At 59.2% G+C, this 25,913-nt stretch carries 30 protein-coding genes; 11 read left to right on the forward strand and 19 right to left on the reverse strand.

What is annotated here, in order from left to right; genetic code table 11:
- Window positions 1-3 precede the first annotated feature (3 nt).
- The 9 genes from ACXAC3_RS14960 to ACXAC3_RS15000 form a co-directional block, all read right to left on the reverse strand.
- A complete protein-coding gene (locus ACXAC3_RS14960; protein ID WP_475161728.1) occupies window positions 4-417 on the reverse strand; it encodes a DUF3168 domain-containing protein in 414 nt (137 codons plus the stop codon).
- On the reverse strand, window positions 414-752 hold the full coding sequence (locus tag ACXAC3_RS14965; RefSeq protein WP_475161731.1) for a phage head closure protein: 339 nt from the start codon (window positions 750-752) through the stop codon (window positions 414-416). The genes ACXAC3_RS14960 and ACXAC3_RS14965 overlap by 4 nt, the downstream gene beginning before the upstream one ends.
- Complete coding sequence (locus ACXAC3_RS14970) at window positions 749-1,348, reverse strand: head-tail connector protein (RefSeq protein ID WP_475161734.1); 600 nt, start codon at window positions 1,346-1,348, stop codon at window positions 749-751. Before ACXAC3_RS14970 ends, ACXAC3_RS14965 begins: the two co-directional genes overlap by 4 nt.
- 176 nt (window positions 1,349-1,524) lie before the next feature.
- Window positions 1,525-2,703, reverse strand: coding sequence for a phage major capsid protein (locus tag ACXAC3_RS14975; RefSeq protein ID WP_475161737.1), 1,179 nt, complete (start codon window positions 2,701-2,703; stop codon window positions 1,525-1,527).
- A 35-nt stretch (window positions 2,704-2,738) separates the two neighbouring features.
- Window positions 2,739-3,284 carry an HK97 family phage prohead protease gene (locus ACXAC3_RS14980; protein WP_475163443.1) on the reverse strand — a complete coding sequence of 182 codons (546 nt, stop codon included), beginning with the start codon at window positions 3,282-3,284 and terminating at the stop codon, window positions 2,739-2,741.
- A 26-nt stretch (window positions 3,285-3,310) separates the two neighbouring features.
- A complete protein-coding gene (locus ACXAC3_RS14985; RefSeq protein WP_475161739.1) occupies window positions 3,311-3,529 on the reverse strand; it encodes a GTA head formation protein, RCAP_rcc01685 family in 219 nt (72 codons plus the stop codon).
- Window positions 3,522-4,685, reverse strand: coding sequence for a phage portal protein (locus tag ACXAC3_RS14990; protein WP_475161741.1), 1,164 nt, complete (start codon window positions 4,683-4,685; stop codon window positions 3,522-3,524). Before ACXAC3_RS14990 ends, ACXAC3_RS14985 begins: the two co-directional genes overlap by 8 nt.
- Before the next feature lie 245 nt (window positions 4,686-4,930).
- Window positions 4,931-5,536: a hypothetical protein gene (locus tag ACXAC3_RS14995; protein WP_475161743.1), complete on the reverse strand. Its 606-nt coding sequence runs from the start codon at window positions 5,534-5,536 to the stop codon at window positions 4,931-4,933.
- 193 nt (window positions 5,537-5,729) lie between these two features.
- Window positions 5,730-7,100 carry a DNA-packaging protein gene (locus ACXAC3_RS15000; RefSeq protein ID WP_475163444.1) on the reverse strand — a complete coding sequence of 457 codons (1,371 nt, stop codon included), beginning with the start codon at window positions 7,098-7,100 and terminating at the stop codon, window positions 5,730-5,732.
- Between the two features lie 721 nt (window positions 7,101-7,821).
- On the opposite strand from ACXAC3_RS15000, the gene ACXAC3_RS15005 reads away from it, so the two are divergent.
- The 4 genes from ACXAC3_RS15005 (at window position 7,822) to ACXAC3_RS15020 (ending at window position 11,307) form a co-directional block, all read left to right on the forward strand.
- Window positions 7,822-9,030: a YfgM family protein gene (locus ACXAC3_RS15005; RefSeq protein ID WP_475161745.1), complete on the forward strand. Its 1,209-nt coding sequence runs from the start codon at window positions 7,822-7,824 to the stop codon at window positions 9,028-9,030.
- Window positions 9,027-9,374, forward strand: a complete 348-nt coding sequence (locus tag ACXAC3_RS15010; RefSeq protein ID WP_475161749.1) for a hypothetical protein — start codon at window positions 9,027-9,029, stop codon at window positions 9,372-9,374. The genes ACXAC3_RS15005 and ACXAC3_RS15010 overlap by 4 nt, the downstream gene beginning before the upstream one ends.
- A complete protein-coding gene (locus ACXAC3_RS15015; RefSeq protein ID WP_475161751.1) occupies window positions 9,375-9,692 on the forward strand; it encodes a hypothetical protein in 318 nt (105 codons plus the stop codon).
- A 352-nt stretch (window positions 9,693-10,044) separates the two neighbouring features.
- A complete protein-coding gene (locus tag ACXAC3_RS15020) occupies window positions 10,045-11,307 on the forward strand; it encodes a DEAD/DEAH box helicase (protein ID WP_475161753.1) in 1,263 nt (420 codons plus the stop codon).
- A 45-nt stretch (window positions 11,308-11,352) separates the two neighbouring features.
- On the opposite strand, the gene mltG is transcribed toward ACXAC3_RS15020, so the two are convergent.
- The 7 genes from mltG to fabD form a co-directional block, all read right to left on the reverse strand.
- A complete protein-coding gene (gene mltG, locus ACXAC3_RS15025) occupies window positions 11,353-12,513 on the reverse strand; it encodes an endolytic transglycosylase MltG (RefSeq protein ID WP_475161756.1) in 1,161 nt (386 codons plus the stop codon).
- Window positions 12,514-13,779, reverse strand: a complete 1,266-nt coding sequence (fabF, locus tag ACXAC3_RS15030; RefSeq protein ID WP_475161760.1) for a beta-ketoacyl-ACP synthase II — start codon at window positions 13,777-13,779, stop codon at window positions 12,514-12,516. It lies immediately after the preceding gene.
- Between the two features lie 211 nt (window positions 13,780-13,990).
- The gene (locus ACXAC3_RS15035; protein WP_475161763.1) at window positions 13,991-14,734 is read right to left on the reverse strand and encodes a 1-(5-phosphoribosyl)-5-[(5-phosphoribosylamino)methylideneamino]imidazole-4-carboxamide isomerase; all 744 of its coding nucleotides are present in this window, start codon (window positions 14,732-14,734) and stop codon (window positions 13,991-13,993) included.
- A 121-nt stretch (window positions 14,735-14,855) separates the two neighbouring features.
- The gene (locus tag ACXAC3_RS15040) at window positions 14,856-15,395 is read right to left on the reverse strand and encodes a GNAT family N-acetyltransferase (protein WP_475161764.1); all 540 of its coding nucleotides are present in this window, start codon (window positions 15,393-15,395) and stop codon (window positions 14,856-14,858) included.
- Window positions 15,396-15,537: 142 nt separating this feature from the next.
- Window positions 15,538-15,771, reverse strand: coding sequence for an acyl carrier protein (locus tag ACXAC3_RS15045; RefSeq protein WP_008756330.1), 234 nt, complete (start codon window positions 15,769-15,771; stop codon window positions 15,538-15,540).
- A 209-nt stretch (window positions 15,772-15,980) separates the two neighbouring features.
- A complete protein-coding gene (gene fabG / locus ACXAC3_RS15050; RefSeq protein ID WP_475161769.1) occupies window positions 15,981-16,718 on the reverse strand; it encodes a 3-oxoacyl-[acyl-carrier-protein] reductase in 738 nt (245 codons plus the stop codon).
- Window positions 16,719-16,760: 42 nt separating this feature from the next.
- Window positions 16,761-17,699 carry an ACP S-malonyltransferase gene (fabD, locus tag ACXAC3_RS15055; RefSeq protein ID WP_475161770.1) on the reverse strand — a complete coding sequence of 313 codons (939 nt, stop codon included), beginning with the start codon at window positions 17,697-17,699 and terminating at the stop codon, window positions 16,761-16,763.
- A 170-nt stretch (window positions 17,700-17,869) separates the two neighbouring features.
- Between fabD and ACXAC3_RS15060 the strand changes: the two genes are divergently transcribed.
- Window positions 17,870-19,096, forward strand: a complete 1,227-nt coding sequence (locus tag ACXAC3_RS15060) for a cytochrome b/b6 domain-containing protein (protein WP_475161773.1) — start codon at window positions 17,870-17,872, stop codon at window positions 19,094-19,096.
- 56 nt (window positions 19,097-19,152) lie between these two features.
- On the opposite strand, the gene ACXAC3_RS15065 is transcribed toward ACXAC3_RS15060, so the two are convergent.
- Both ACXAC3_RS15065 and ACXAC3_RS15070 read right to left on the reverse strand, forming a co-directional pair.
- The gene (locus ACXAC3_RS15065; protein WP_475161775.1) at window positions 19,153-19,725 is read right to left on the reverse strand and encodes a YceI family protein; all 573 of its coding nucleotides are present in this window, start codon (window positions 19,723-19,725) and stop codon (window positions 19,153-19,155) included.
- Window positions 19,726-19,851: 126 nt separating this feature from the next.
- On the reverse strand, window positions 19,852-20,370 hold the full coding sequence (locus tag ACXAC3_RS15070) for a hypothetical protein (RefSeq protein WP_475161778.1): 519 nt from the start codon (window positions 20,368-20,370) through the stop codon (window positions 19,852-19,854).
- 276 nt (window positions 20,371-20,646) lie between these two features.
- On the opposite strand from ACXAC3_RS15070, the gene rpsF reads away from it, so the two are divergent.
- From rpsF to ACXAC3_RS15100, 6 genes are all read left to right on the forward strand, one after another.
- Window positions 20,647-21,000 (forward strand): 30S ribosomal protein S6, encoded by a 354-nt coding sequence (rpsF, locus tag ACXAC3_RS15075; RefSeq protein ID WP_170399869.1) that lies wholly within the window; start codon window positions 20,647-20,649, stop codon window positions 20,998-21,000.
- Between the two features lie 27 nt (window positions 21,001-21,027).
- Window positions 21,028-21,255, forward strand: coding sequence for a 30S ribosomal protein S18 (gene rpsR / locus ACXAC3_RS15080; RefSeq protein ID WP_005608650.1), 228 nt, complete (start codon window positions 21,028-21,030; stop codon window positions 21,253-21,255).
- A 12-nt stretch (window positions 21,256-21,267) separates the two neighbouring features.
- Window positions 21,268-21,888 (forward strand): 50S ribosomal protein L9, encoded by a 621-nt coding sequence (gene rplI, locus ACXAC3_RS15085; RefSeq protein ID WP_475161782.1) that lies wholly within the window; start codon window positions 21,268-21,270, stop codon window positions 21,886-21,888.
- Window positions 21,889-22,042: 154 nt separating this feature from the next.
- Window positions 22,043-22,522, forward strand: a complete 480-nt coding sequence (locus ACXAC3_RS15090) for a transglycosylase SLT domain-containing protein (RefSeq protein WP_475161783.1) — start codon at window positions 22,043-22,045, stop codon at window positions 22,520-22,522.
- A gap of 239 nt (window positions 22,523-22,761) precedes the next feature.
- The gene (locus ACXAC3_RS15095; RefSeq protein WP_475161785.1) at window positions 22,762-23,463 is read left to right on the forward strand and encodes an autoinducer binding domain-containing protein; all 702 of its coding nucleotides are present in this window, start codon (window positions 22,762-22,764) and stop codon (window positions 23,461-23,463) included.
- Window positions 23,464-23,570: 107 nt separating this feature from the next.
- Entirely contained in the window at window positions 23,571-24,425 is an 855-nt protein-coding gene (locus ACXAC3_RS15100; RefSeq protein WP_475161787.1) for an acyl-homoserine-lactone synthase, read from the forward strand.
- A 98-nt stretch (window positions 24,426-24,523) separates the two neighbouring features.
- Here the strand turns inward: ACXAC3_RS15100 and tig are convergent, their stop codons facing one another.
- Window positions 24,524-25,855: a trigger factor gene (tig, locus tag ACXAC3_RS15105; protein ID WP_475161790.1), complete on the reverse strand. Its 1,332-nt coding sequence runs from the start codon at window positions 25,853-25,855 to the stop codon at window positions 24,524-24,526.
- Between the last annotated feature and the right edge of the window lie 58 nt (window positions 25,856-25,913).

A 25,913-nucleotide genomic window follows, 5' to 3' on the forward strand; every position in this document is an offset into this window, starting at 1 on the left:
TGCTTAATCGTCTTCCACGCGGGCGCGGAAACGCAGGTCGATCTGGCGGATCGCGCCGCCGGTTCCTGTACGGCGGGCCGAAGCGCGCTCGAACCACAGACCCACCAACCGCCCCCGGTCTAGGGTCAGCGCAGCGCCTTCCAGCGCGTCGCACACCGCCCCGGCCAACCTCTTGGCGGCCCCGAACCCGGCCGCTTCGGACACCACAGACACCGTGAACCGATGTACAGCCCCGCTGCCGGAATGGTCCGAGGCGTCGCGCACTTCCTCCGGCCCCAGCGTCACATAGGTCTGGGGCACCGATCCCGCCGGCACCGCGTCATAGACCGCGCCGTTCGCAAGCGCGCTGACCTGCGTGTCGCCGGAAATCTGCTGAAACACAGCCGCTTGCAGGGCGGCCGAAACGCCATAGCTCATGCCACCACCTCTTCATCTGCGAAACAGGTCAGGTACTGGCCGCGCGGGTCACGCTCGGCGACCGCGCGGATGACAAAGCGGCGCGTGCCGTCGGCAAAGCGCTGATCCGGCGAAGGGCGCATCCCGGACCCTTCGGGCGCGCCACGCACTACAATGCGATACCCGACACGGGAAACCGGCACCCCGGCCACCTGGCGTTCGGATCCGCTGCGCGCCGTGACTTCGGCCCAGACCGAACCCTGCGGCTGCCAGGTCTCGGTGTACCCTCCCGCGCCATCGGCGACGCGGACTGGGGCTTCCAACGTCAGCTTTCGGTTCAATCGCGGCGCCTTCATTGCGCCACCCCGGCGCCGAAACGAACCACACGATATCTCTGGATCAAACTGGTGACGCCAAACGGCATGCACCCTGCGCCCAGAGCGGTTTCGTTGCGGTATTCATAGTAATGTGCGGCCAGCAGCAGAACCGCCTGCCCCAGATCGGCAGGCAACCCGCCCCAATCCGCAGCCATCCCAGCCGTAAAATCTATCCTGACCGACCCGCCTGTGGGAATGCCCGGCAAAGATGCATCCGCTGGGCAAAGTCGAGGGCGCTGGCTGTCTTCAGCCAGGCGATACCGGCCGCTGTCCACAATCGTATTGGCCCCTACCGCGTCGATCACAGCCACTGCATTAATTGCGGTAACAGGGGTCACCGGCAGTACCTCACCCGCCGCATCGCGCCAGCCGTTCAGACCCCACGAGAAGCTCCTCGCGATCAGCACCTTGCCGGTGCGTGCCTCGATTGCTGCGATCGCCGCCCGCAGAAAACCTTTCAGCACCTCGTCCTGCACGCTGTCTTCGGCAAACCCCGTGCCCAGCCGCAGATGCGCTTTGAACTGATCCACCGGCAGCGCCGCATCTGCGATGGCGGTTTCTTCGATCAACATCATCCATTCACTCCGCAATCTCGGACCGCTCCGGGCCCGCATTCTCAGGACTTGACGGGCACGCGCCGCCCCACGTTGCTCGGACGGAGGGGAGCAGCTAGACAACGCAGGGGATCTCACCCCGGCCCGCGCCCGCCGCCCCAGAGGACGGTTGCCCGCCCCCCGGGATTTGCCACCGCTTAAGCGATGCCGAACTTCACCAGCTTGATCGCGGCAAAATCGCTCACATCACCGCCCACACGCTTGGTCGCGTAGAACAGGACATGCGGCTTGGCGCTGAAGGGATCGCGCAGGACGCGCAGATCGGGGCGTTCGGCGATGGTGTAACCAGCCTGGAAATCACCAAACGCAATCGAGTAACTGTCGGTGCCCGCGTCCGGCATGTCCTCGGCGATCAGCACCGGATAGCCCATCAGGCGCGCCGGTTCGCCCGCCGCCAGACCATCCGACCACAGAAAGCGCCCATCGCTGTCCTTCAGCTTGCGGATCAGCCCCGCGGTTTTCGAGTTCATCACGAAAGTGCCGTTGACCCGGTATTGCGCACCCAGCGCATAGACCGCATCGACGATGGAATCCGCGTCAACACCGCCATCGATGCCGGTTGGCACATATCCGATATTGCCCCAGGCCCAGACGTCGTTGTCGACCTTGGCGTGGTCCAAGATCCCCTTTGGCTTGTCGACGCCATCGCCACTGATAAAGGCCGAAGCTTCGGCGCGGGCGAACTTGTCCGCGATGCGACCGGCCAGCCATCCTTCGACGTCAAAGGCACTGTCATCCAGCAGACGTTGCGAGGCTTTCGGCAGCGCGCTCAACTCGTGCAGCGCGATCGAAATCCGGTCGATCGAGGGCGTTGCCGTTTCAGTCGCGGCCGACGCCTCATCCGCCCAGCCAGCGCCGACATCGGTATGGTCGATCAACACATCGAACGAATTCGCTTCGACATTCACGACGGACGCAATCGAACGGATCGAGGCGGTGGATTTCAGCACCGATTTGATGACCTCGGCCGTCTGCGGATCGACCAGGTATCCCCCGTCGCTGTTCACCGCGCTCGTCAGCGATTTGGCCTCAATCTCCAGCCCGCGCAGGCCGTCATCATCGCCCGAACGCACATATGCGTCGAACGCCTTCTGATGCGGCGCACCGTCTTCGATAGACGCCGCAAGATGCGGGCGCGCCGCGATGGTTGATTTACGATCCAGCATGGTCAGTTGCTCTTCTGTTTGTTGCAGTTTGGTTTTAACTTCGGCCCTCAGGTCCTTGAATTCATTCACGAAGCTAGCCATCGCCTGCTTCACCTCCTGAACCAGGGGCGCACTCTCTCCGGTCAAGGCCGGGATCTCGGTCTTGCTCATCAGCATGTCCTGTCTTTCGGTGGGTCTAAGGCGCGCTAGGTCCGCGCCAGCTCCTGCCGGGCGTCGTTGAACACCTCGGCAATGCTGCGCAGGGTCTCGTCGGCTTCGGGATCGAAACCCTTTGCCGCCACCCGCGCACTGGGCAGCATCGGGAAGGTCACCAAGGACACCTCCCACAGCTCCAGTTCGGTCAGGACCCGCTGGCCCTTGTCATTCTTCACAGCCCGCTTGGTGCGATAGCCAATCGACAACCCGTCCATCGCGCCCGCCCGGATCAGCTCCGCCGCCTCACGACCCTTTTGCGTGCTCTCCAGCAGGCGCCCCTTAACCCAAAGGCCCTTGTCGTCCTCGCGCACCTCGTCCCAGACGCCGATGGGCTGCGCCGGGTCGTGCTGCCACAGCATCTTGACCCGCTGACCCGCCTTGGCGAGCCCGTCAAGTGAGGCTTGGTACGCCCCCCGCTGCACCACATCGCTACCCTGATCTACTTGCCCAAACAGGCTTGCGTAACCTTCAATCACCGCGTCTTCTGTAACCGACAACCCGTCCCCAAAGCGCGCGAACTTATGCTCCAAATCCATGAACTTCTCCATGTAAGTCACTGAACTCATGGCGTTACCACCAACAGAGATTGAAGCGCCTGCGCCAGAATCACCGCGACCACGCCATAGACCGTCAGCCACAACCGCTTCTCCAGTCGTTCCATCATCTCTTCGATCTGATCCAACCGCCTGCACAAATGCGCGTGCTGGATCTCGGCCACCCGCTCATGCGCGGCCAGGCGCAGGCCCGGCGCGCAATCGAACGGGGAATACCCGTCAGACATCCGCACGCTCCGGCAGCCCCAACAGCGCGCGTTTCTCGGCATCTGTCAGGAACTCAGCCCCGCTGACCCGCGCCCATTGCGCATCGCGTTCCGCTGATAGCGCGGGCACCTGATCCAGATCGGGCTTCAGCATCAAATCCTCGCCGGTAAAGCCCGCCAGCCACTCCGACACCGCCGCCGCCACCCGCGTCACCAGGGGCAGCACGGTCAGGCGATAAAACGCCCGATTGGCCTCCTGATAGTTCGAATAGGTCGCGTCGCCTTGAATCCCCAGCAGCATCGGCGGGACCCCAAATGCCAGCGCAATCTCGCGGGCGGCGGCTTCCTTGGTCTTTTGAAACTCCATATCGGACGGAGAGAAACCCATCGGCTTCCAATCCAGCCCCCCTTCCAGAACCATCGGGCGGCCAGCATTCCGCGCCCCGCGATAGTTCTGCTCAATCTCATCGGACAGACGCCGGAACTGATCCTCGGCCATCACCCCATGGCCATCACCGCCTTTCCAAACCAGCGCCCCCGAGGGCCGCGCCGCGTTATCCAACAGCGATTTCGACCACCGCGACGCGCTGTTATGCACATCAATCGCCATCGCTGCCGCCTGCATGGGCGAGAACCCATAATGATCATCCTGCGGATGGAACGACTTGATATGACAGATATTTTCCGCGGCAAACCGGTGCTTCTTACCGCCGACCGCGTAGTCATACGCCTTGGGCCAACCGTCCGCTCCCGGCACCACGCTCATCCGATCGGATCGCAGTACATGCAGTTCCACCGGCAGGCCTTCCTCGGCCTGCACCGCCTCGACATAGGCATTCCCCGACAGCAGCAACTGCCCGAACAGAGTTTCCATCAACTCCGCCCGCCCCTGCGCCGCATTCGGACGGCGCATGAGGCTCAGGATCGGATGCACATCAAAGCGCTGCGCTTGATCCTGCAACACCAGAGGCAGAGCCGCCGCCGCCTCAGCAATCAGCTTGACCGAGCGAAACCCCACCGGGTTCCCCGAAAACCCCGTCCGCGTCAGCGACACCGCATCCCGAGGGCTCCACGCTACGCGTCCGCCCGTCTGCCACGCCACCACAGGCCCCGCCGCGCTCGCCTTCGCTTCGGGCGCTTCGCCCGCAGATCCACGACGCAAGAAATCGAATACCATCTGTGCTCCTTTCTGCCGCCGCTCTGCCCGGCTTGTTGAAAGGAGTTATGCAGGAAAGAAGTTTAAGGCTTGGGAATGGGGCGTACGGGGGTTGGGCAACACAGAATTTTTTTGGGGCACCGCAACAGGCGACACCTAATATGTTGGTACCCAAGCCAACTCGAAGTCTGCACGGCGCATAGTCTAATCTGTTTGAGGATCAAATAGATGAATAAGTTGATTGCGCCGTCCAAGATATCCCCTTCTTAGGAGAATAATCGGTCCAGATTGAGCGGCTTCAGATACTGCTCGTTCAACTCTTGCTCAGTCTTTTCGAACAACTCACTGAAATATTTGAATTCTTGGATTTTGCGTGCTTTTCGCAAAGCCCTGTCACCATCCTTTTCATCTTCGACGTATCGAGCAAACCCCTTTGTGTGTTCTTCAATCGACGCGTTCAATCTGTTTTGATTCACAACATGGCCGTCGACAGTTACAAACTCGATGATCTCTGCAAGGGTATCGTGCGGTCTATCATAGAGGTCCTTGTAAGCAACGCGCTTGATTAACGGATTGTCCCGTTGGGCTTCGTCCAAACACCACTTCTGCACAAATTTCTTCCAATAATTCAGATTCCCTACAAAAAAGTGGTGCCAAGCTTCCTCGGTGTCTTGCGAGTTTCCATGGTGAACCGCAAACTCAAAATATGAAGCGATACTTTCTAAAGGGTGCCTGTATTGCACAAGATAAAGCTTTTCATCTGACACCTGGATAGACGGCTTTTTTCCCCCACATTCGAAGTCGTGGTCTTTAACATAGTTCGCTTGTTCAAGACGGGCGGCGTCAGCATTGTAGACGCTGGCAAATCGCATCGATCTGCGAAAATAGCCTTTGCACAGGTTGCGTAGAAACCGGTGCCCTGAGCGTGGGAAACAAGGATTAACGACTGCTTTAAGTACCTCAGAATCTGACACAGGAATTCGCTTTCTTTGCAGGAGTTATCTGGCGATTTTTGCCCTTCCTTACCCCATGCGCGTCATGAGAACCAGCACCCAGTTGCGTAGTTCAAAGCGACCGCACCCTCGGGCGCCGATAAGCCCCCGCAGGCCCCACAACCAACTCATGCAGCGCCCAGACCAGCGCGTCGACGCGGTCGGGTGAGCCCTGCCCCTCGAACCCTCGCGCGGTCATTTGGCACATCTGTTCCTCCAGCGCGTCCAGCCCGACCACATGGCTCACCCGCCCCTGCTCGTACAGTGCCGCCACGGGCTCTGACCGCGCGACCTTGCCACGTGACGCCCGCACCGCCCGATAAGGCACCAGAGGGTCCACCTGCCGCACAACCTCTTCCACCAGTTGCCCGCCCTGATTGACCTCGGCCACCAGCCGCTCTGCCCCGAACTCGTCCATCGCGTCAATCGCCGCCTGCGCCCAGCCCGCCGGGCCAACGCCCTGCACCGTCCGGTCGGCCAGCACATAGGCGCGCCACTCCTCGGGCGGCCCCTGCACCTGCGCGCCCACCACGACGATCCCGCAGGCATCCGCATCCGCCCCCGCCGTCACCGCCGGGTCCAGCGCCACCACGATCCGATCCATCTCAGGCACCCGCGCACAACGCGCCGCCTCCAGCATCGAGCCCGTCCACAGCGCCCCCTCGGCATCCGACAGCAACACCCCGTCCAGTTCCTGCCGCCCCAGCCGCGTGCCCGCATATCGCGCGCGCACCTCCTCCAGAAACGATCCCGCCAGATTGGCCCGGTTCGCCTCGGTCGGTGCGTGGGTCTGCTCGGTGGACGGCGACGCCAGCAAGTCCTTCAAAACCTTCACATTGCGTGGTGTGGTTGTCACACAGACCCGAGGCCGATCCCCTAACCGCAACGCAAACTGCAGCATATCCCATGTCTCCCCGGCCTTTTTCCACTTGGCCAGCTCATCCACCCAGGCTGCGTCGAACTGAGGGCCGCGCAACCCTTCCGGATCATGCGCCGAAAACGCCTGCGCCTCGGCCCCGTTGGGCCAGATCAGCTTGCGTTCCGATGCTTTCCATACCGGCCGACGATCCGGAGGTGAGCACTGCAAAATCCCGCTATCGCCGAAAATCATCACATCGCGCACCTGATCAAAGGTCTCCCCGACCAGCGCGATCCGACACGCCTCCCCCCGGTCCAGCGGCTTCGCCCCTTCGACCATCGACCGCACCCATTCAGCCCCGGCGCGTGTCTTGCCAGCGCCGCGCCCGCCCATGATCACCCAGGACCGCCAGTCCGCTTCAGGCGGTAGCTGATGCGGCAGCGCCCAGAACTCAAACAGGAAAGGGAGGGCGCACAGCCCCCCCTCCCCGATCTCACTCAGAAATCTCTCCCGCACCGCAGCATCGGCGGAGGCGAGCCAGCCTGCACCCGATTTCAAATCGAGCGCGCTCAAGGTCGAGCGCATACCCTCCTTGGGCAATTCCGGCTTGTCTGTGATGTTGTTCGACAAAATTCGCCTCCACTTTCTGGCAGGTTCGGATCAGCCCCTCCAGCTGACCGAGTTGCCGTGCTGAACCAGCAAGATCTGCATCCTCCCCGGCTCCGATCTGCCTGCGCAGTTCTTCTGCTGCTTTGCGCAAATCGCGAATGGACCTCTCAAGCGACTGCAACAAATCTGCCGTCTGAGAAATCCGCTCTTCCGGGGTAATCAAAGTCATGTTTGCCTGTGACCTCATGCGTGAGTTTTCTCCGCACGAGAGAAACGAAAAACGGCCACCGGGTTGCCCCGGGGCCGTTGCCCACCTCTTCTAGCATGACACAACCTATACGAGAAATCGCGCGTGGAGTCAAGACAATACGCAACGCCAGAAACGCCCAACGCACTATAAAATATAGAAAAATTAACATATCTGGCACGCGCCGGCATAAATTGAACCCAGATCCAATTCGTAGTCTGGCTCTGAATCCCCGATGCCGTTTGGCACTCAGGAAAACACAACGTTCTCTTCTGAACGTGGTTTGACCCGCGCAGTTGCAAAGCCCCTTGTCGAATGGTCGCCAAGAAATTGTTGCACCCATTTCGCCGGCACCGGGCAGCAGTGGAATTTTGTTTTGTGGAAAAAACGTAAACAATTGGCTAGTCTACGCGTCATTAACTTGTTTTTGAATTTGAGGACTTATCTGACATGGCGGACGAAGAGCCGCATCCGACGTTGCATGATGACGATGCTTTCGAATTGCTTGAGCGGCGCTTGTCCGATCAAGTCAGAACGCGCGTAGAGACCACGCTCAAGTATCGCTACGGGACGATCTTTGCGATTTTGCTCTCGGTAGCTGCCTTTTTTGGGTACGACTTCGTCGAGCGGGCCCGCGAGGAAGTGCAATCCAGTCTAAAGGAACTTTCGGAAGACGTTATCGCGGCACAAGGCGATCTTGCCGCTTTCCAGAAACGGGTCACAGAGCTAGAGCAGGAATTGACGCCTTTGCTTGAGGACTTTCAGGACCTGAAGGTCGATTTCTCCAAGCTCGACAGTACCTTCACCGAAATCGAGCAAGAGACCGAGCGTGTTCAGGACCAATTGGACGGCTTCATCCGAAAGCAGACCGATATCATCGCCATCAATTTCGGGAACACACTTGATCCGTTCGACAATGAAACCGCGGGTTTCTACAAGGCAATTCTGGAATTTGCCGACAAGCAGAACTACACGACATTGGCCGTCTTTGCCACGGTTCAGTTGGCAATCAACAGGGCGTTCAATAATGAGGTGCAACTGGCGCGAAGCCTGTTCAACGACGCCGAAGAAAAAGCCCGTAAAGTCAGCAATGCTGACTACCTGAACGTACTTTTGCAAAGGGCCAGTACGGAAAGCGACCAGGGTCTATTTACTGACGCGTTGATTACGCTGGAAGTCCGCGCGGTCAGCAGTCTGGATGGGGTCGATGCATCCCTCAAAGGGGATGTGTATCAGGCCATCGGAAATATCTACCAGAATAATCTGAAATTCCCTTCGGCAATCGAAAGATACGAAAAAGCCGCCGAGTATTACAAAGCCGCGCAGAATTTCGACCGCTTGTCGCGGATACAAAAAACCATCGGAAACATACGCGTGCGGCGGGAACTTCCCGAAGTATTCGATCTTGAAGCCGCTCAGACCGCTTATGACGAGGCCGTGCGCGTCGGCCAGTACAACAATGATCGCCTGATATTGTTTCAGTCCCTGTCCGGTTTGGCGAAACTCATGAAAGAAAAAGGCGATATGGCAGAAGCACGACGACACGCCTGCCGCGCCGCCGAATATGCGACCGGGGCACCTGTTTTTGGCGACCGAAACCGCGTTGTCCGCGAATTTGGTGACGAAAGCCAAACTACGTTCGAGGAACTTTGCACATGAACGGCCAAAGCAGATTTGCCATATCACTTGTGTTAGTAACCGCCTCACCTGCCGCCGCGCTGGCGAACTTTGCTTCGGAACGGTGCAACCCGGCCAACGAATTGCTGGTGGTACGCACGGTAGATCAGGAGTTATTCCCCTCAGTTGGTATAATCGAGCCGGTTGCGCGTAACAAATTTACCTTGCTATGCCTGCGGCCCAGCGCAACCAGCGCCAAGGTCGCCTGGGCGCAAGAGTTTGAATGCGACGGTGCGTCTGCCGCCGTTGATTGGCGAAGCGCCGGCCGAATACGCGTGAATTGTGTCGCCCAGGAACCTGACACCGCATCAGAGGAAACAAACTAGATGAGAAACACTGTCCTGAAATTCATCTTTGCTCTGAGTGGCGGACTGCTGGCGTTCACGACTTCGGCAGCGGCTCAGGATTTTCTGGGGGAACAGACTTTTCGTTGTCTGGATTTCGAAGTTGAGGTGTGGGGCGAATATGATCGCGTTACGATTTTTCGCAACGAGGGCGACATTCTGGAAATCCCGAGAGGCGAGCCGGTCATGTGGTTTTGCGGACGGGACCGCATCGAACTCAAATGCCACCGCGATGCCGACCTGTTGGACGTCTTTTGGGATGGTGAGGGCATTATCTCATTCCAGTGCCTGCGCAGGTAACCGCACCTGAATGATGCCGCTAAGCGGACCACATGACTGACAGACGATCAAATCCTGTACGGTAAGGAAAGGTGCGACCGGTGACGCGCACGGCAACGCTTGACATTCCCTTTGCAAAACGTCATTGCCGCCGCATAGCGCTGACGCGTGAGTACACGCCGGCAGAACCGGTCCACAGCGCCACTACCCTCTCCAGTTCCCCTTCACGCAGGGTTCTTGAAGCGATAGCCAGATACCGCAGGACTCGCCTGTGGGTCCCGAGGTTTCGCTAAACCCCTGCCGGTCGCGCAGATTGCGTGGCCAGTAACTCTTGTCCGTGGCCGACATGTCACCACGGAAAAAGGAATAATACGTGTTCGACTTTGATATGCTGGGCCTGGCCCCGGCCCTGAATGATGCGCTCCAACGCGCCAACTTTACGCAACCCACCCCGATCCAGAACCAGGCGATTCCGCTGGCCCTGCAGGGTCACGATATCCTGGGGCTGGCACAAACCGGTACAGGTAAGACCCTGGCATTCGGCCTGCCGCTGATCGACCACCTTCTGGCGCAACCGGGCAAACCCGCACCAAAAACGGTCAAAGCCCTGATCCTGGCCCCGACCCGTGAATTGGTGAATCAGATCGCCGAAAGCCTGCGCAACCTGACGAAAAAGACCAAGCTGCGGGTTGCGACCGTGGTCGGCGGGCAATCCATCGGCAAACAGATTTCGTTCCTGTCGCGCGGCACAGACATTCTGGTCGCCACCCCCGGTCGCCTGATTGATTTGATGGAGCGCGGAGCCGTTGATCTCAGCTCGGTACGCCATCTGGTTCTGGATGAGGCCGATCAGATGCTGGATATGGGTTTCATCCATGCCCTGCGCAAAATCGCGCCGGCATTGGGTACGCCGCGCCAGACCATGCTGTTTTCGGCCACCATGCCGAAACAAATGGAGGAACTCAGCCAATCCTACCTGACCAACCCGCAAAGGGTGCAGGTCTCGCCCCCAGGCAAAGCCGCCGACAAGATCACCCAATCCGTGCACTTTGTCAGCAGGCCGGAAAAGCCGAAGAAACTGCGCGAGATTCTGTCCGCGGACGCAGGTGCCCTGACGCTGGTTTTTGCGCGCACCAAACACGGTGCCGAGAAATTGATGAAAGACCTCGTTGCCGACGGATACAACGCGGCTTCGATCCACGGCAACAAAAGCCAGGGGCAGCGGGACCGTGCGATCAAGGCGTTCCGGGCCGGTGAGGTCGATGTGCTGGTTGCCACTGACGTCGCGGCACGCGGTATCGACATCCCGGGCGTGGCGTACGTGATCAACTATGACCTGCCCGAGGTGCCCGATAACTATGTCCACCGCATCGGCCGTACCGCGCGGGCAGGACGCGAAGGCGAGGCTATCGCCTTTTGCGCGCCGGACGAACTGGACCAGCTGCGTCAGATTCAGAAGCTGATGAAGATCGAGATTCCGGTCGCCAGCGGCACGATGCCGGAAGCTGCGGAACCCAAGAAATCACGCGGTCGCAGCGGTTTCCGGGGACGTGGGTCAAAACCGCAAGCGGCGAATAACGGCTCAAGACCTGCTTCGTCCAAACGTCGCCGGCCGCGCCGTCGTCCTGCTGCATAAGACAAAAAACATCGGGCCGCGTCTCACAACGCGGCCCGTTTTGTATCAATTGCCAGAGCCTTGTCGCTCGGCCTCAATCTCGCGCCACTTGGCCACGTTGCGATTGTGCTCCTGCAAGGTCTCCGCAAAAGCGTGCCCGCCCGTGCCGTCCGCGACGAAGAACACAAAGCTGGTTTCGTCGGGCGCAACGGCGGCCTCAAGGCTTGCCAGCCCGGGATTGGCAATTGGCGTAGGCGGCAAACCATCAATCACATAGGTATTCCAAGGCGTTGCCCGGCGCAGCTCACTTCGGCGCAATCCGCGGCCCAGCACGCCCTGACCCTTTGTGACACCGTAAATCACCGTCGGGTCCGTCTGCAGCTTCATCCCCTGCTCCAGCCGGTTGACGAAGACGCTGGCAACCTGGCCGCGCTCATGCGGAACCCCGGTTTCCTTTTCGATGATCGAAGCCAGGATCAGCATCTCTTCAGGACTGCTGATTGGCAGATCGTCCTGCCGGCTTTCCCATACGGCATTGATCCGCAACTGTTGCTTGTTCTGCATATTCTGCAGAACAGCATTCCGATCATCACCGGGTGTCAGCTCATAACTGTCGGGCGCCAACATCCCTTCGGCAGGAAGGTCGGTCACGTCACCCGTCAGCGCATCGATACCCTTCAGCGCTTCAACCACCTGCCACGATGTCACGCCCTCGGCCACTGAGACGCGATAGCGCGTATCCGCATCCTGACGTTTTTCAGAATAGGCGGCGGGCACCTCTTCTTCAGCGGCCTCAAAGCTGGCGATCTCAACAAAGTCCAGTGTGGCCGGGTCCAGTTCGCGCACGCGTGTCTGAACGCGGGTGACGCCAATGCGGTATTCGATTTCAGACCCGCAAGTGCTGGCACCGCTGCTGGTAATCTCGTCAATGATCTGCTCCATCGACGCGCCTTCGCGCACCAAAAAGCTGCCGGCCTTCAACTGCTGCGCCTTGTCCGTGTAATCCGCCGCCATCCGGAAGATCATCGCGCTGCTGATGGCACCGTCATCTTCAAGCTGCTGGCTGACCCGTGTCATGTTCGAACCGCTTTTGACCTGCAGGCACATGGCGGATTCCAGCGGGCCTTGGGCCTTATACTGCGTCTGCCCCCACAGGATCAGACCGCCCATCAGAAACAGGCCGACCACCAGGATGGTCAGCGCGTTCGATGCTAAGGCCCGCCACATTTAACTGACCTTTCCGAAGATCACGCTGGCATTGGTGCCGCCGAACCCGAACGAGTTCGAAAGCGCCACATTGATCTCACGCTCACGCTTGGCGTTAGGCGCCAGATCAATCGGCGTTTCGACTGCCGGGTTGTCCAGATTGATGGTCGGCGGCGCAACTTGGTCCCGGATCGCCAGAATCGAGAAGATCGCCTCAATCGCGCCCGCGGCCCCCAACAGGTGTCCAGTGGCGGATTTGGTCGAGGTCATGGTTGCGGTGCCGGCATGTTCGCCCAGCAGACGCTCCACCGCGCCCAGTTCAATCGTGTCCGCCATGGTCGAAGTGCCATGCGCGTTGATATAGTCCAGATCCTTCGGCTCCAGCCCGGCGCTGCGCAGCGCGGCTTTCATCGAACGCTCCGCACCATCGCCATCCTCGCTCGGAGCGGTGATGTGATAGGCGTCACCCGACATGCCGTAGCCCAGAACCTCGGCGTAGATTTTCGCACCGCGTGCAACGGCGTGGTCGTAGTCTTCCAGCACAACGATGCCTGCGCCCTCGCCCATGACAAAGCCGTCGCGATCCACGTCATAGGGCCGGCTGGCTTTCTTGGGATCGTCGGCATACTTGGTCGACAGCGCCTTGCATGCGTTGAAGCCGGCAATACCGATCTCGCAGATGCAGCCCTCGCCGCCTCCGGCAATCATGACGTCCGCGTCACCGGCCCGGATAATGCGGCTGGCATCGCCGATGGCGTGCGCACCGGTTGAACAGGCGGTCACAACCGAATGGTTCGGACCCTTGAACCCATGACGTATTGACACCTGACCAGAGGCCAGGTTGATCAGCGCACCGGGAATAAAGAAGGGCGACACACGGCGCGGGCCCTTGTCGCGGATCAGGTTGGCGGTATCTGCTATCGAACCCAGCCCCCCGATACCGGAGCCGATCAGAACACCAGTACGCAGGCGCGCCTCTTCATCCTCGGGCATCCAGCCAGCATCCTGACAGGCCATGTCGGCCGCGGCGATGGAATACAGGATAAAGTCTTCGATCTTGCGCTGCTCTTTCGGCGGCATCCAGTCATCGGGATTGAACGTCCCGTCAGACCCGTCACCGCGCGGCACTTCGCAAGCATAGGTCGTCGTGACCCCGCTTGCCTCAGCATCGAACTGAGTGATCGGGCCAGCACCGGATTCTCCGTCCAGCAGCCGCGACCAGGTTTCCTCGACCCCACTGGCCAACGGAGTGACCAACCCCAGACCGGTTACAACAACTCTGCGCATGAAATGCCTCTTGCCTGCTTCCTGTTTGAGAAACGCTCATACCCCGGCCCGGGGTCCGGGGGCAAGAGCAAGGGCGCATTCCGCACCGGCATCCATCGGCGGCAATTCGCGTTTTACGAGCCCCGACAGAAATTTTAGATCACAGCCGATCTCAAAAAACCGCCCCCTCCTGACGCCGGGAAGAGGCGATAAATTAAGCCTTTGTAACGAGTTACTGGAACTCAGCAACAGGCTCGTGCGCTGCGGCAGCAACCGCCAGTGCGTCTGACAGGTCAATCGTCTTGCGGAACAAGGCCCGACCGACCAGCGCGCCCGCGATATTCGGAACATATGCCAGACGAGAGATATCGTCCGCCGTGCGTACCACACCGCTGGCGATAACCGGGGTGCGGGACTTTTCGGCCAGACCGGAAATCAGACCCAGCTGAGCGTCAACATCCTCGATGTCGCTGTCGATATCTGTCACCAGAATCGCCGCAAACGGGGTTCCTTCGAACGCTTCGATAAAGGCTTCGGGCGTAAAGGCGCTCTGGCTGCGCCAGCCTTCGGTCATGACATGGCCCTGCCAGACATCAACCGCCAGCACGATCTGATCCGGATACAATTTGGCCAGTTCCTTGACCAGATTTGGATCCCAGGCTGCCAGTGTTCCGATAACAATCCGGCCCGCGCCCTTGTCGATCCAGTATTCGACATGTTCACGGGTGCGCATACCGCCGGCAAGCTGGACGGGAATTTCGGCCGATCGAATGATCTCTTCAACCAGTTCCGCGTTTGTGTCGCGCCCTTCGATTGCATCAAAGTCGGTCAGGTGCATCCATTCAGCATTCGCCGCCGACCAGCTACGCGCCGTTTCAACGGGATTCACATGCCAGATCATGGCCTCGTCCAAACGGCCCTTGTCCAGCGTCACACACCGGCCGTTTTGCAGTTCCATAGTGGGGTAAATCCTCATGAGCCTGTTCCTCCGCTCAATCGCCTTGTTGATCCACCCTAACATACACACCGAGTTGGTTTCGGATTTACCAGTTTCGGCAAACTACGGACAATTTGCGGCATTGCAGCAGAGTTGATTTCTAGGCGCGGGCCGGCGGACCGTTGCGGCGCATCAGCTGGACGGGGGCGTCGTTGTACTCGCTTTCGCGCATCGTGACGTAGCCCAGTTTTTCCGCCAGATTTTGCGAGGCCGAATTGGCAGAGTTCACCATTGCTACCAACGGGCCCGGCATTATCCGGTCGAACCACTCATGCGCTGCCTGCGCCGCTTCCAGACCCAGCCCCTGCCCCTGCGCTTCGGGCACAAGCACCCAGCCTGCTTCGGGGAAACTGTCGAAATCCTCGCCAATAGCGCGGTTGCCATAGAAAAAACCGGCCTGGCCGATCATCTGCCGATTCGACTGTTGAACCACCGCCCATTGCCCGAACCCGGCCATTTGCCAGTGACCCGCATTGCGCAGAAAGGAATCCCAGGCTTCACCCCGCGATCGCGGCTTGCCACCGATATGGCGCACGATACAGGGGTTGCGCCAGATCTCGGCGAACCGGTTGAAATCCTCGGGCCGCATTGCGCAGAGCGTCAAGCGTGCCGTGTTTATCATCGGGGTGGATCGTATCATGCCCTGCCCGCTCGGAATTTTTAGGCCTCGCGGGGAAGGTTGCGAACGAATTCCCCGCCTGGCAAGCGCGAAATCCGACCGGTCACAAAAAAACGGCGCCTCCGTTGCCCGGAAGCGCCGCTTTTTTGCGATTTCGAAGCTCTTAGGAGGCTTCCGAGATAAATTTGACGGCGTCGCCAAAGGTCTGGATGGTTTCGGCTGCGTCATCAGGGATCTCGATGCCGAACTCTTCTTCGAAAGCCATGACCAGCTCAACGGTGTCCAGGCTGTCTGCGCCCAGATCGTCGATGAAGGAAGCGTTTTCCGCTACTTTGTCTTCTTCGACACCCAGGTGCTCAACAACGATCTTTTTAACGCGATCTGCGACGTCGCTCATGTCTATTCCTCATTTCATTTCAGGGCGTAGTGCCCGGTTCTGCCCTTGCCCGCTCAGGCTGGCTTCGATATGCCCGGTCTGGGCGGTTTGGGTCCCCGATTACCGGGAAAGTAGAAGGCCGACCGTTTGGCCGACCCCTGCATTCATGCGCCGCCTATAGCACAGACAACGCCCAAGGCAAACGCTTTCGCGCCCGCCTTGATCCGCGCTCACAACATGGCCATCCCGCCGTTCACATGCAAGGTGGTTCCGGTAACATATGCTGCTTCGGGGCTGGCGAGATACAAAACTGCGGCCGCAATTTCCGACGGAGTCCCCATTCGCCCGGCCGGAACCTGCGCCAAAAGACCGGTTTTCTGGTCATCGGTCAGCTTTTCCGTCATGGCGGTCGTGATAAATCCGGGCGCAACCGCGTTGGCCGTGATCCCGCGGCTTGCGACTTCGTAGGCCAGTGATTTTGTCATGCCAACCATGCCCGCCTTGGACGCCGCATAGTTCGCCTGACCTGGATTGCCGATGGCCCCGACGACGGACGAGACGTTGACGATCCGGCCCCAGCGCGCCTTCATCATGCCGCGCAGCACGCCTTTGCACAGTCTGGCGGTCGAGGTCATGTTGACGTCGATCACGCTCTGCCACTCGTCGTCCGACATGCGCATGAACAGGTTGTCGCGCGTGATGCCCGCATTGTTGACCAGGATATCGACGGATCCCATCGCATCTGCCGCCTGTTTCGGAAGCGCCGCAACAGCCTCGGCGTCGCTCAGGTTGCATGGCAGCACATGGGCACGCTCGCCCAATTCGTCCGCAAGCGCCTGCAACGGCTCGACCCGCGTCCCCGACAGCGCGACAGTTGCGCCGGCCCCGTGCAGCACACGGGCGATCTCGCCGCCGATCCCACCCGATGCTCCGGTGATCAACGCATTCTTACCTGTCAAATCAAACATTCGGTTTCCCTCTTGGTGCGTCACTTCAAACGCACGTTTCTTCTACGATTCGGACTGAATTGCATTCTGCACGTCATCCGGCGTGCCAACGGCTTTGCCGGCAATCGCACGGTCGATTTTTCGGATCATACCGGTCAGAGCTTTCCCGGCGCCGATCTCCCATGTCTCTGTCACGCCCTGGGCGGCCATGTACTGCACGCTTTCCCGCCAGCGAACTGAACCGGTGACCTGCTCGACCAGCAATTGGCGGATCAGGTCTGGGTCCTCGACAGCCTCGGCGCGCACATTGGCCACCAACGGAACCGCAGGCGCCTTGATTTCCACCGAAGCCAGCGCTTCGGCCATCACGTCTGCGGCAGGCTGCATCAGTGCACAATGGAATGGCGCGCTGACCGGCAGCATCACCGCGCGCTTCGCACCCTTTTCCTTGGCAATTTCGGCGGCCCGCTCAACAGCGGCCTTCGCGCCCGAAACGACAACCTGCGTCGGGTCATTGTCATTGGCGGCCTGACACACCTCGCCCTGGGCGGCCTCGTCCGCAACCGCCCGCACCGCATCAAGGTCCAGCCCCAGGATGGCGGCCATCGCGCCTTCGCCAACCGGAACCGCGCTCTGCATCGCCTGCCCGCGTGTCCGCAGAAGGCGCGCGGTGTCCGCAACCGACAACGCCCCGGCCGCCGCCAGTGCGGAATATTCACCCAAGGAATGCCCGGCGACAAATGCTGCGTCCGTCATAGAAACACCCTCGGCCTCCAGCGCGCGCATCGCAGCCATCGAGGTCGCCATCAGTGCCGGTTGTGCGTTCTGCGTCAGCGTGAGGTCCGCAATATCGCCTTCCCAGATCAGGGCGCTCAGCTTTTCGCCCAGCGCCTCGTCGACCTCGTCGAAGACGGCCTGAGCGGCCGGGTAAGCCTCGGCCAGGGCTTTGCCCATTCCGATGGTTTGGGCACCCTGCCCCGGAAAAACAAATGCGCGTGTCATTGCGACCTCTTGAGTGACGTTAGGTTGCGGCGGGGTGTAAACCGTGTGGACACGCGGCACAAGCATTGCCTGATCTCTGCACGCAGGCACCGTGGCTGTGCGCATCAGGCTATTGAGTCCTGTATCCATGCCTATAGGTTGATCCCAACCATCCCGTCCCGGAGCGTTCAATGTCCACGACCAACACATTCTCCAGCTACGGCAGCGTGGCCAAGGCTTTTCACTGGCTGACGGCCCTGTTGATCTTCACGGCGTTGCCGCTGGGCTGGGTTGCCAACGATCTGGCCCATTCGATCTATGATCCATCCGTTCCGACGACCGAAGATGACATCGCGCGGGCCGCGCGCCTGTTTTCCATGCACAAGACCGTGGGCGTCACGATCTTTTTCGTCGCGCTGGCGCGCATCCTCTGGGCAGTCACGCAGGCCAAACCGGGACTGCTCAACGCCGAAAACAAACCCGAAGCATTCGCTGCCGAAACCGTTCACTGGATGCTTTATGGCGCGCTTGTGCTGGTGCCGCTGACCGGCTGGACTCACCACGCTGCCGCCGAAGGCTTTGCCCCGATCTTGTGGCCGTTCGGTCAAAACCTGCCTTTTGTTCCGAAATCCCCGTATCTGGCCGAGGTGACCGCGGGGCTGCACTGGATGTTCATCTGGGTTCTGGTCGGGTCTCTGGCGCTGCACATCGCCGGCGCGCTGAAGCACCACGTTGTGGACAGGGACAGCACGCTGCGCCGAATGCTGCCCGGCCGGTCGGACGCCCCCGAACCACCGGCACAGCACCATTCACCCATTCCGGCAGTCGCCGCGCTGGCCGTGTGGGGCGCGGTTTTGGCCGGGGGCTGGTTCCTTGGCGTCTTTGCCGATCACTCCGCAGCCAGCACGGACACGGCGGAGCTGACCGAAGTACAGTCGGATTGGCAGGTGCAGGACGGTTCGCTCTCGATCACCATCACACAGCTGGGCAACCCGGTGACCGGCAGCTTCGCCGACTGGACCGCCGCCATCGCCTTTGAGGACCCGTCCGAGCCGGGCCTTGCCGGATCGGTGGATGTGACCATCGCGACTACGTCGCTGAGCCTGGGAACCGTCACCGATCAGGCCCTGGGGAAGGATTTCTTCGACGGCACGCAGTTCCCGACCGCGCAGTTCAAAGCCGACCTTTACAAAACAGACACCGGCTACGAAGCGCGCGGCCCCCTGACCATCCGGGACAAATCGCTGGATGTCGTGCTGCCCTTCACGCTCGACCTGCAGGACAACACTGCCACCATGTCTGGCGAGTTGGAACTGAACCGTCTGGATTTCGACGTCGGAAGGTCGCAACCCACCGAAGAGTCGCTGGGATTTGGCGTGACCGTCTCGGCAAACCTGACCGCGCAGCGCGGGGAATGATAAAGCCGCCGGGGATAATATCCCCGGCGGCCAAACTTCAGCCCAGTAACACTGGCTTAGTCGGCTTTCTGTGCCTCAACCGAAATCTGAACCTCGACCTCGTCGCCGACGAACGGCGCGAACTGGCCCAGATCGAAATCGCTGCGGACCAGCGTGGTTGTCGCGTCAAAACCAGCCCACGGCTTATTCGCCATCGGATGATCGCCAACCTGGTTCAGTTTGGCGTCCAGAACAACGGATTTGGTAACGCCGTTCATCGTCAGGTCGCCTGTGATGTTGGCTGTGTTTTCACCGGTCACTTCGATGCCGGTCGAGGTAAATGTGATCAGGTCGCCCTCGGTCACGCCGAAAAAGTCTTCGGTCATGAAATGGTCTTCGCGCGGCTTCCACCCGGTGATCATCTCAACAACCGGCATCGACACGTTTACGCTGGATGCAGCAGGGTCTTCCTGATCAAACATGATCTCGCCTTCAAAGCCCGAGAACATGCCGTGGGTAGTGGAAAAACCCAGGTGGTTATAGCTGAACACGACCTGGCTGTGGCTGGGGTCCAGAACGTATTTTTCGGCACTGGCAAATGCCGATGTCGCAGATACGGCCAAAGCAGCAGCAAGAAGGGTGAATTTCATGACAAACTCCGCAATTTTGTGGATGCAAACCAATTGGGTTGCTCGGTAACAAAAATGTGCCGCCCAAGGGCGGCACACAAGCTTTATTCTCTCACAACTTCTGTTCCTATATGAACAGAATAAAAATCACGCGAAGATTGTTACACTTCCGCTGAGTTGTCCTTTGAGCGCTCGGCTGACATCCGCCGACTGCAGCGGCAGCTTCATCAGCAGGCTGCCATCGACGTCGAACAATTCGACCTGATCTTCTGCGAAACGCGCACCGCCCAGGGTGTCGTAGCTGCGGCGGAGAACCGTTTGGGGACGCCCGTTTTCGTTCTTTTGCAGAACCCGAACCTCGCGACGGATCGGATCGAAATAGGCGTCGGGACGGGCATCCAGAAGCTGGATGGTCAGCAGGCTGACGCCGACCATCAGAAACATCAGGGACGCGGCCAGCTTGATTGGCCAAACCTCGGCGGCCATTGCCGACCCCGGCACCAGCCACATCGAAAACGCCATGATGACCAGAAAGGCGCCGACAACCCGGGCCAGAACCATCCGCACCTTCCAGTTCGGCGCAAACGCGATCAGAACTGGTACGGATTTCTCATAGTTCGCGCTGTTTGCGGACTGTTCGAATGTATTCGTGTTAATCGCGCTCATTACTCTCACCCTGTCGTTCAGGTTGCCGTTCTGGGTTCGGTTAGTCCCCGGTATGCAAAACAACTTTGAGCCGAAAAGCGTCAGGAATTGGGCGGCGCAATGGAAATAGCACGACTTCACAATGGCATGTGTGGCGGCCCTTGCCCTTGGCGCGCAAACGTGTATACGGGGCCATCCTTCGCAAGACACATGAATTGCGCAGCCTCTCGTGGCAGGGCCGCGAAGGACCAAATGGCCCCGCCTATGAAATGCGCCTTGATAGAAACAGGAGTGCACATGCCACTGTATGAGCATGTAATGATCGCGCGTCAGGATCTGTCCAACGCGCAGGCAGAAAGCCTCGTCGAACATTTCGGCACCGTTCTGGCTGATAACGGCGGCAACGTCGTCGAAAGCGAGTACTGGGGTGTCAAGACGATGGCCTACAAGATCAACAAGAACCGCAAGGGCCACTATTCCTTTCTGAAGACCGACGCCCCCGCCGGCGCCGTTCAGGAAATGGAACGCCTGATGCGCCTGCATGAAGACGTCATGCGCGTTCTGACCATCAAGGTCGACGAGCATGCCGAGGGCCCATCGGTCCAGATGCAGAAGCGCGACGAGCGCGAAGGCCGCCGCGAGCGCCGCTGATCAACGCCTGACGAAAGGACATAAACCATGGCCGCAAAACCATTTTTCCGCCGCCGCAAGGTCTGCCCGTTCTCGGGTGAGAACGCGCCGAAAATCGACTACAAAGACACCCGTCTGCTGCAACGCTACATCTCTGAGCGTGGCAAGATCGTACCTTCGCGCATCACCGCCGTTTCAGCGAAAAAGCAGCGTGAACTGGCCCGTGCTATCAAACGCGCGCGCTTCCTCGCCCTGCTGCCCTACGCCGTGAAGTAAGGAGAGACTGACATGCAAGTTATCCTTCTGGAACGCGTTGCGAAACTGGGTCAAATGGGCGACGTCGTTGACGTCAAGCCCGGCTACGCCCGCAACTTCCTGCTGCCCCAGGGCAAAGCGCTGAGCGCGTCCGAGTTGAACATCGCGTCGTTCGAAGCCCAGAAAGCGCAGCTTGAGGCCCGCAACCTGGAAACCAAGAAAGAAGCTGAAGCACTGGCTGAAAAGCTGGACGGTCAGCAGTTCATCGTGATTCGCTCGGCATCGGATGCCGGCGCTCTGTACGGCTCGGTCACCCCGCGTGACGCCGCAGACGCCGCCACCGAAGCAGGCTTCACTGTCGACAAGAAGCAGATCGCCCTGATCGCACCGATCAAGGAACTGGGTCTGCACGCGCTGGCAGTCAGACTGCACCCCGAGGTCGAAGTCGAGATCAAGATGAATGTCGCCCGTTCGGAAGAAGAAGCCGAACTGCAGGCGTCTGGCAAGACGATCCAGGAATTGGCCGCGGAAGAAGAAGAAGCCGCTGAATTCGAAATCGCCGAACTGTTCGACGATATCGGTTCCGCCGCTTCCGAAGACGAAGAGCTGGTTGTTGAAGAAGCTCCTGCTGAAGAAGACGAAGCCAAAGCCTGAACCGGCTGAAGCATGTATCGAAGAAGGCCGTGCGGTTCGCGCGGCCTTTTTTTGTGCACACGCGTAGCGGGCAGAATTCAGCCGGGATCCCTTCCTGAGCTTGCGGCCAGATTATCGTCGCATATCATCGCGCCCAGAAATTCGGAGTTCACAGATGACAAATCTCTTGCGCCGCGGCGTTTTGGCCATGTTGCTTATTGCCCCCTTTGCCGCATGCGGCGGACCGGACACACCAACCAAAACCGCCATTGATCCCCCCCTTTATCCCAACGAAACGCCTGAATTGCGCGCATCGATAAACAAATGGGCGGACCACTACGAACTGCCCCGCGAGCTTGTGCACAAGCTCGCCATCCGTGAAAGCACGCACCGCCCCTGGGCTGTCAACCGCCCTTATTACGGCCTGTTGCAAATCCTGCCCGCCACCGCCCGGTCGATGGGTTACAGCGGTGATGCGAATGGTCTGCTGGATGCGGACACCAACCTGGAATTTGCCGGAAAATACCTGCGCGGTGCCTGGTTATTGTCTGACGGAGACCAGCAGCGTGCCATCTTATTATACGCAAAAGGGTACTATCCCGAAGCCAAGGCGCGCGGTATGCTGGTCGAAACCGGGCTTGTTCCGGCGCAATGACGGGGAACATCCCCTAGTTGAGCATACTTAATAGGCGTTCTGACTAAACAGTGGCAAAAATGCCGTAGTTTTTCGCACCCCGTTTTGAATTGCACAGACATTATGTGCATCGTCTTGTCATGTTTGAAAAACTATGATGTTCTGTTGGGCAAAAGGTAAACTGGGTTCCACTCTGACTAAAAAAGCCGGCTTGACCACACCATCAAGTCGCAAGATGGGCCGCAGCCAGTAGGCGCCATATGAAGATTGTAGATCTGAGCACCCTACCAGAGTCAGAAGCTCGGTATACCGAGTTTTTGAAGCAGGTCTGCGAACAGCATGAAATGGATCATGCCGCTTACGCGGGTATGAACCCGGCCGCAGGAACGGTCACCGGGCATGTAACCTATGGTGACGACTGGAAAGAGCATTACCAGAGCCAGGGCCTGATCATGATCGACCCCACCATCAACACGGCGCGACGCAGCATTGCGCCGGTGGATTGGAGTTGGTTGGAACACAACAAGGAATTTCAGCAGGTGTTCCGGGATGCCCGTGATTTTGGCCTTTCCGATCAAGGTATTACGATCCCGGTACGTGGGCCGTACGGGGATATCGGCCTGCTCAGTGCGACCCGGGACTGCAGCAAGGACGAGTGGCGCAAGCTGATCCCGAATGTAATCAGCGATCTGCAGGCGATGGCTGTTCACATTCATGACAATGTGGTGACGGCGGATGTTCAGACCAGCGCGCTTTACCACCCCACCCTGTCCACCCGCGAAGCCGAGATCCTGCAATGGGTCGCAGCGGGGAAATCACAGCAGGATATCGGCGACATCCTGTCGATCTCGCATCGCACGGTCGAGGTTCACCTGCGATCGAGTTGCGAAAAACTGGCTGCACTGACAACGCCTCAGGCCGTCGGACGGGCGATCGCGATTGGCCTAATTACCCCAGGTTAATCAAAAAAATCGCATAATTCTGCCAAAATACGGGAATCCCCCAATAGTAAATCCACCTCGAGGCGGTAACGTCTAGTTTACCGAACAACCACTCGAAGGGGGAAGAAATGATCATCGTAGTTGATGGACTGAACAGGCATCTGTTCAGCGAAGTTCTTGATGAAATGTTCGAGTTGAGAGCGCGCGTGTTTGGCGGTCGCCTAGGATGGGACGTCAATATCGAAGATGGCAAAGAGATTGACGATTTCGACCATCTGGATCCGGCATATGTGATCGGCCTCGACGACGGGGGGAATGTCGTCGCAGCCGTGCGTGCCCTTCAGACCACCGGACCACATATGCTGGCTGACGTCTTCTCTGCAATTCTTTGCGGCGAAGCGCCCCTGCGCAGCGCAACCATGTGGGAATCCACGCGGTTCTGTGTCGACACGCAACGTCTGACCCGCGGGAAAGAGAAAAACTCGGTATCCTATGCCACGTGCGAACTGATGATCGGATCGCTGGAATATGCACGCAACTCGGGCATCCAGGACATCATCACCGTGATTGACCCGGTCATGGATCGCGTTCTGAAACGGTCGAACTGTGCCCCATACGACTATGTCGGAAAAACGGTTCCGATGGGTAAAGTCCCGGCACTGGCCGCTTTGCTCGACTGTACCGAAGAACGTATCGCCGGTCTGCGCGAATTCGCGGGCATCCATGACGATGTGTTCATCGAAGAAGAAAAAGTCCTGGAGATGTTTGCAGCGAAGAAAGCTGCGAAACAGGGCGTGGCGAACCGTGACCACAAACCGCTCACCGATCTCGAAAAGTACTTTGTCGAGCAGATGAGCGCCGCACGCAACGAAGACGAACGCAGTGACGTGCTGAGATTGATCGAGGCGCTTTCCGACGCCTTCACTCCAGAGCAGAAGAACGCTCTGCTAGGTACCCCCCGTGCTTTTGCTCATGAGGCCTGACCCCCTCACCTCATAGTACAAAGCCACCCACGCGGAGCCGTCTTCTTTAAGACGGCTCCGTTTTTATTTGCCCACCGGGTGATATGGGCGGAAGAGGATTACTCCTCTTCCAGTGCCTCAACGGCTTTCTGCAGGTCGTCCTTGCTGACTTCCTTGTCCGCGACCTGAGCCAGTTCGACGATGTAGTCGATGACCTTGTCTTCGAAGATCGGCGCACGCAGTTGCTGCTGCATCTGAGCGTTCTGCTGCACGAACTCAAAGAACTGACGTTCCTGACCCGGGTACTGGCGCGCCTGGTTCATGATCGCCTGAGTCATCTCGGCATCGGAGACTTCGACCTCGGCCTTCTGACCCAGCTCTGCCAGCAGCAGGCCCAGACGCACGCGGCGCTCGGCCAGCTTGTTGTGCTCGTCAGTGGGTTCGACCTCACCGTGGTCATGACCTTCAACCTCGGGGTTCTCCTCATGCCACAGCGAATGCGCGATTTGCTTGGCTTCTGCTTCGACCAGCGACGGCGGCAGGTCAAACGAGACCTTCTTGTCCAGCGTGTCCAGCAAAGCCCGCTTCATCACAGCGCGCGAGGCGCCGCTGTACTCGGCCTCCAGACGCTCGGCGATCTGGGTCTTCAGCCCGGCCAGGTCTTCTGCGCCGAATTTCGTGGCAAGCTCGTCGTTGACTTCGGCGGCAACAGGTTCCTTCACCTCTTTCACGGTGCAGGTGAAAACGGCGTCCTTACCGGCCAGATGCTCGGCACCGTATTCCTCCGGGAAGGTGACGTTGACGTCTTTTTCTTCTTCGGCTTTCGCGCCGACCAGCTGTTCTTCGAAACCGGGAATGAAGCTGTTGGAACCCAGAACCAGCGGATAATCTTCGGCCGAGCCGCCTTCGAATTCCTCACCGTCAACTTTGCCGACGAAGTCGATCACAACCTGATCGCCGTCCTTGGCTTTGGAACCTTTGCGGCGCGTTTTGAAGTCCTGCGCGGTTTCGGCCAGGTTGTTCAGCGCTTCTTCAATGGCCACGTCGTCCGCCTTGACAACCAGCTTTTCCAGCTCGACCGATTTCAGGTCAACTTCGGGGATCGCAGGCAGTGCTTCGTAGGACATCTCGACATGGACGTCGTCGCCTTCTTTCCAGTCGTCGTTGGTCATCTTGACCTCGGGCTGCAGAGCCGGACGGTCGCCACTGTCCTCAAAGTGCTGGTTCATCGCGCCATCGATGCTTTCCTGCATCGCTTCACCCAGCAGGCGCTGGCCAAACTGCTTTTTCAGCAGCGCCATCGGCACCTTGCCTTTGCGGAAACCCTTCATCTCGATTTCTGGCTGCGCTTCGACCAGTTTCTCATTCACTTTGTCGTCCAGCTCAGCTGCGGATACGATGATGTTATAGCCGCGTTTCAGACCTTCGTTCAGCGTCTCGGTAACCTGCATTATGGTAGTCCCCATAGGATTCGGGGCGCGCAAAAAGGGCGCGCCAGGCAAATTTGAC

The sequence above is a fragment of the Ruegeria sp. ABV4_181 genome (genome assembly GCF_056158465.1).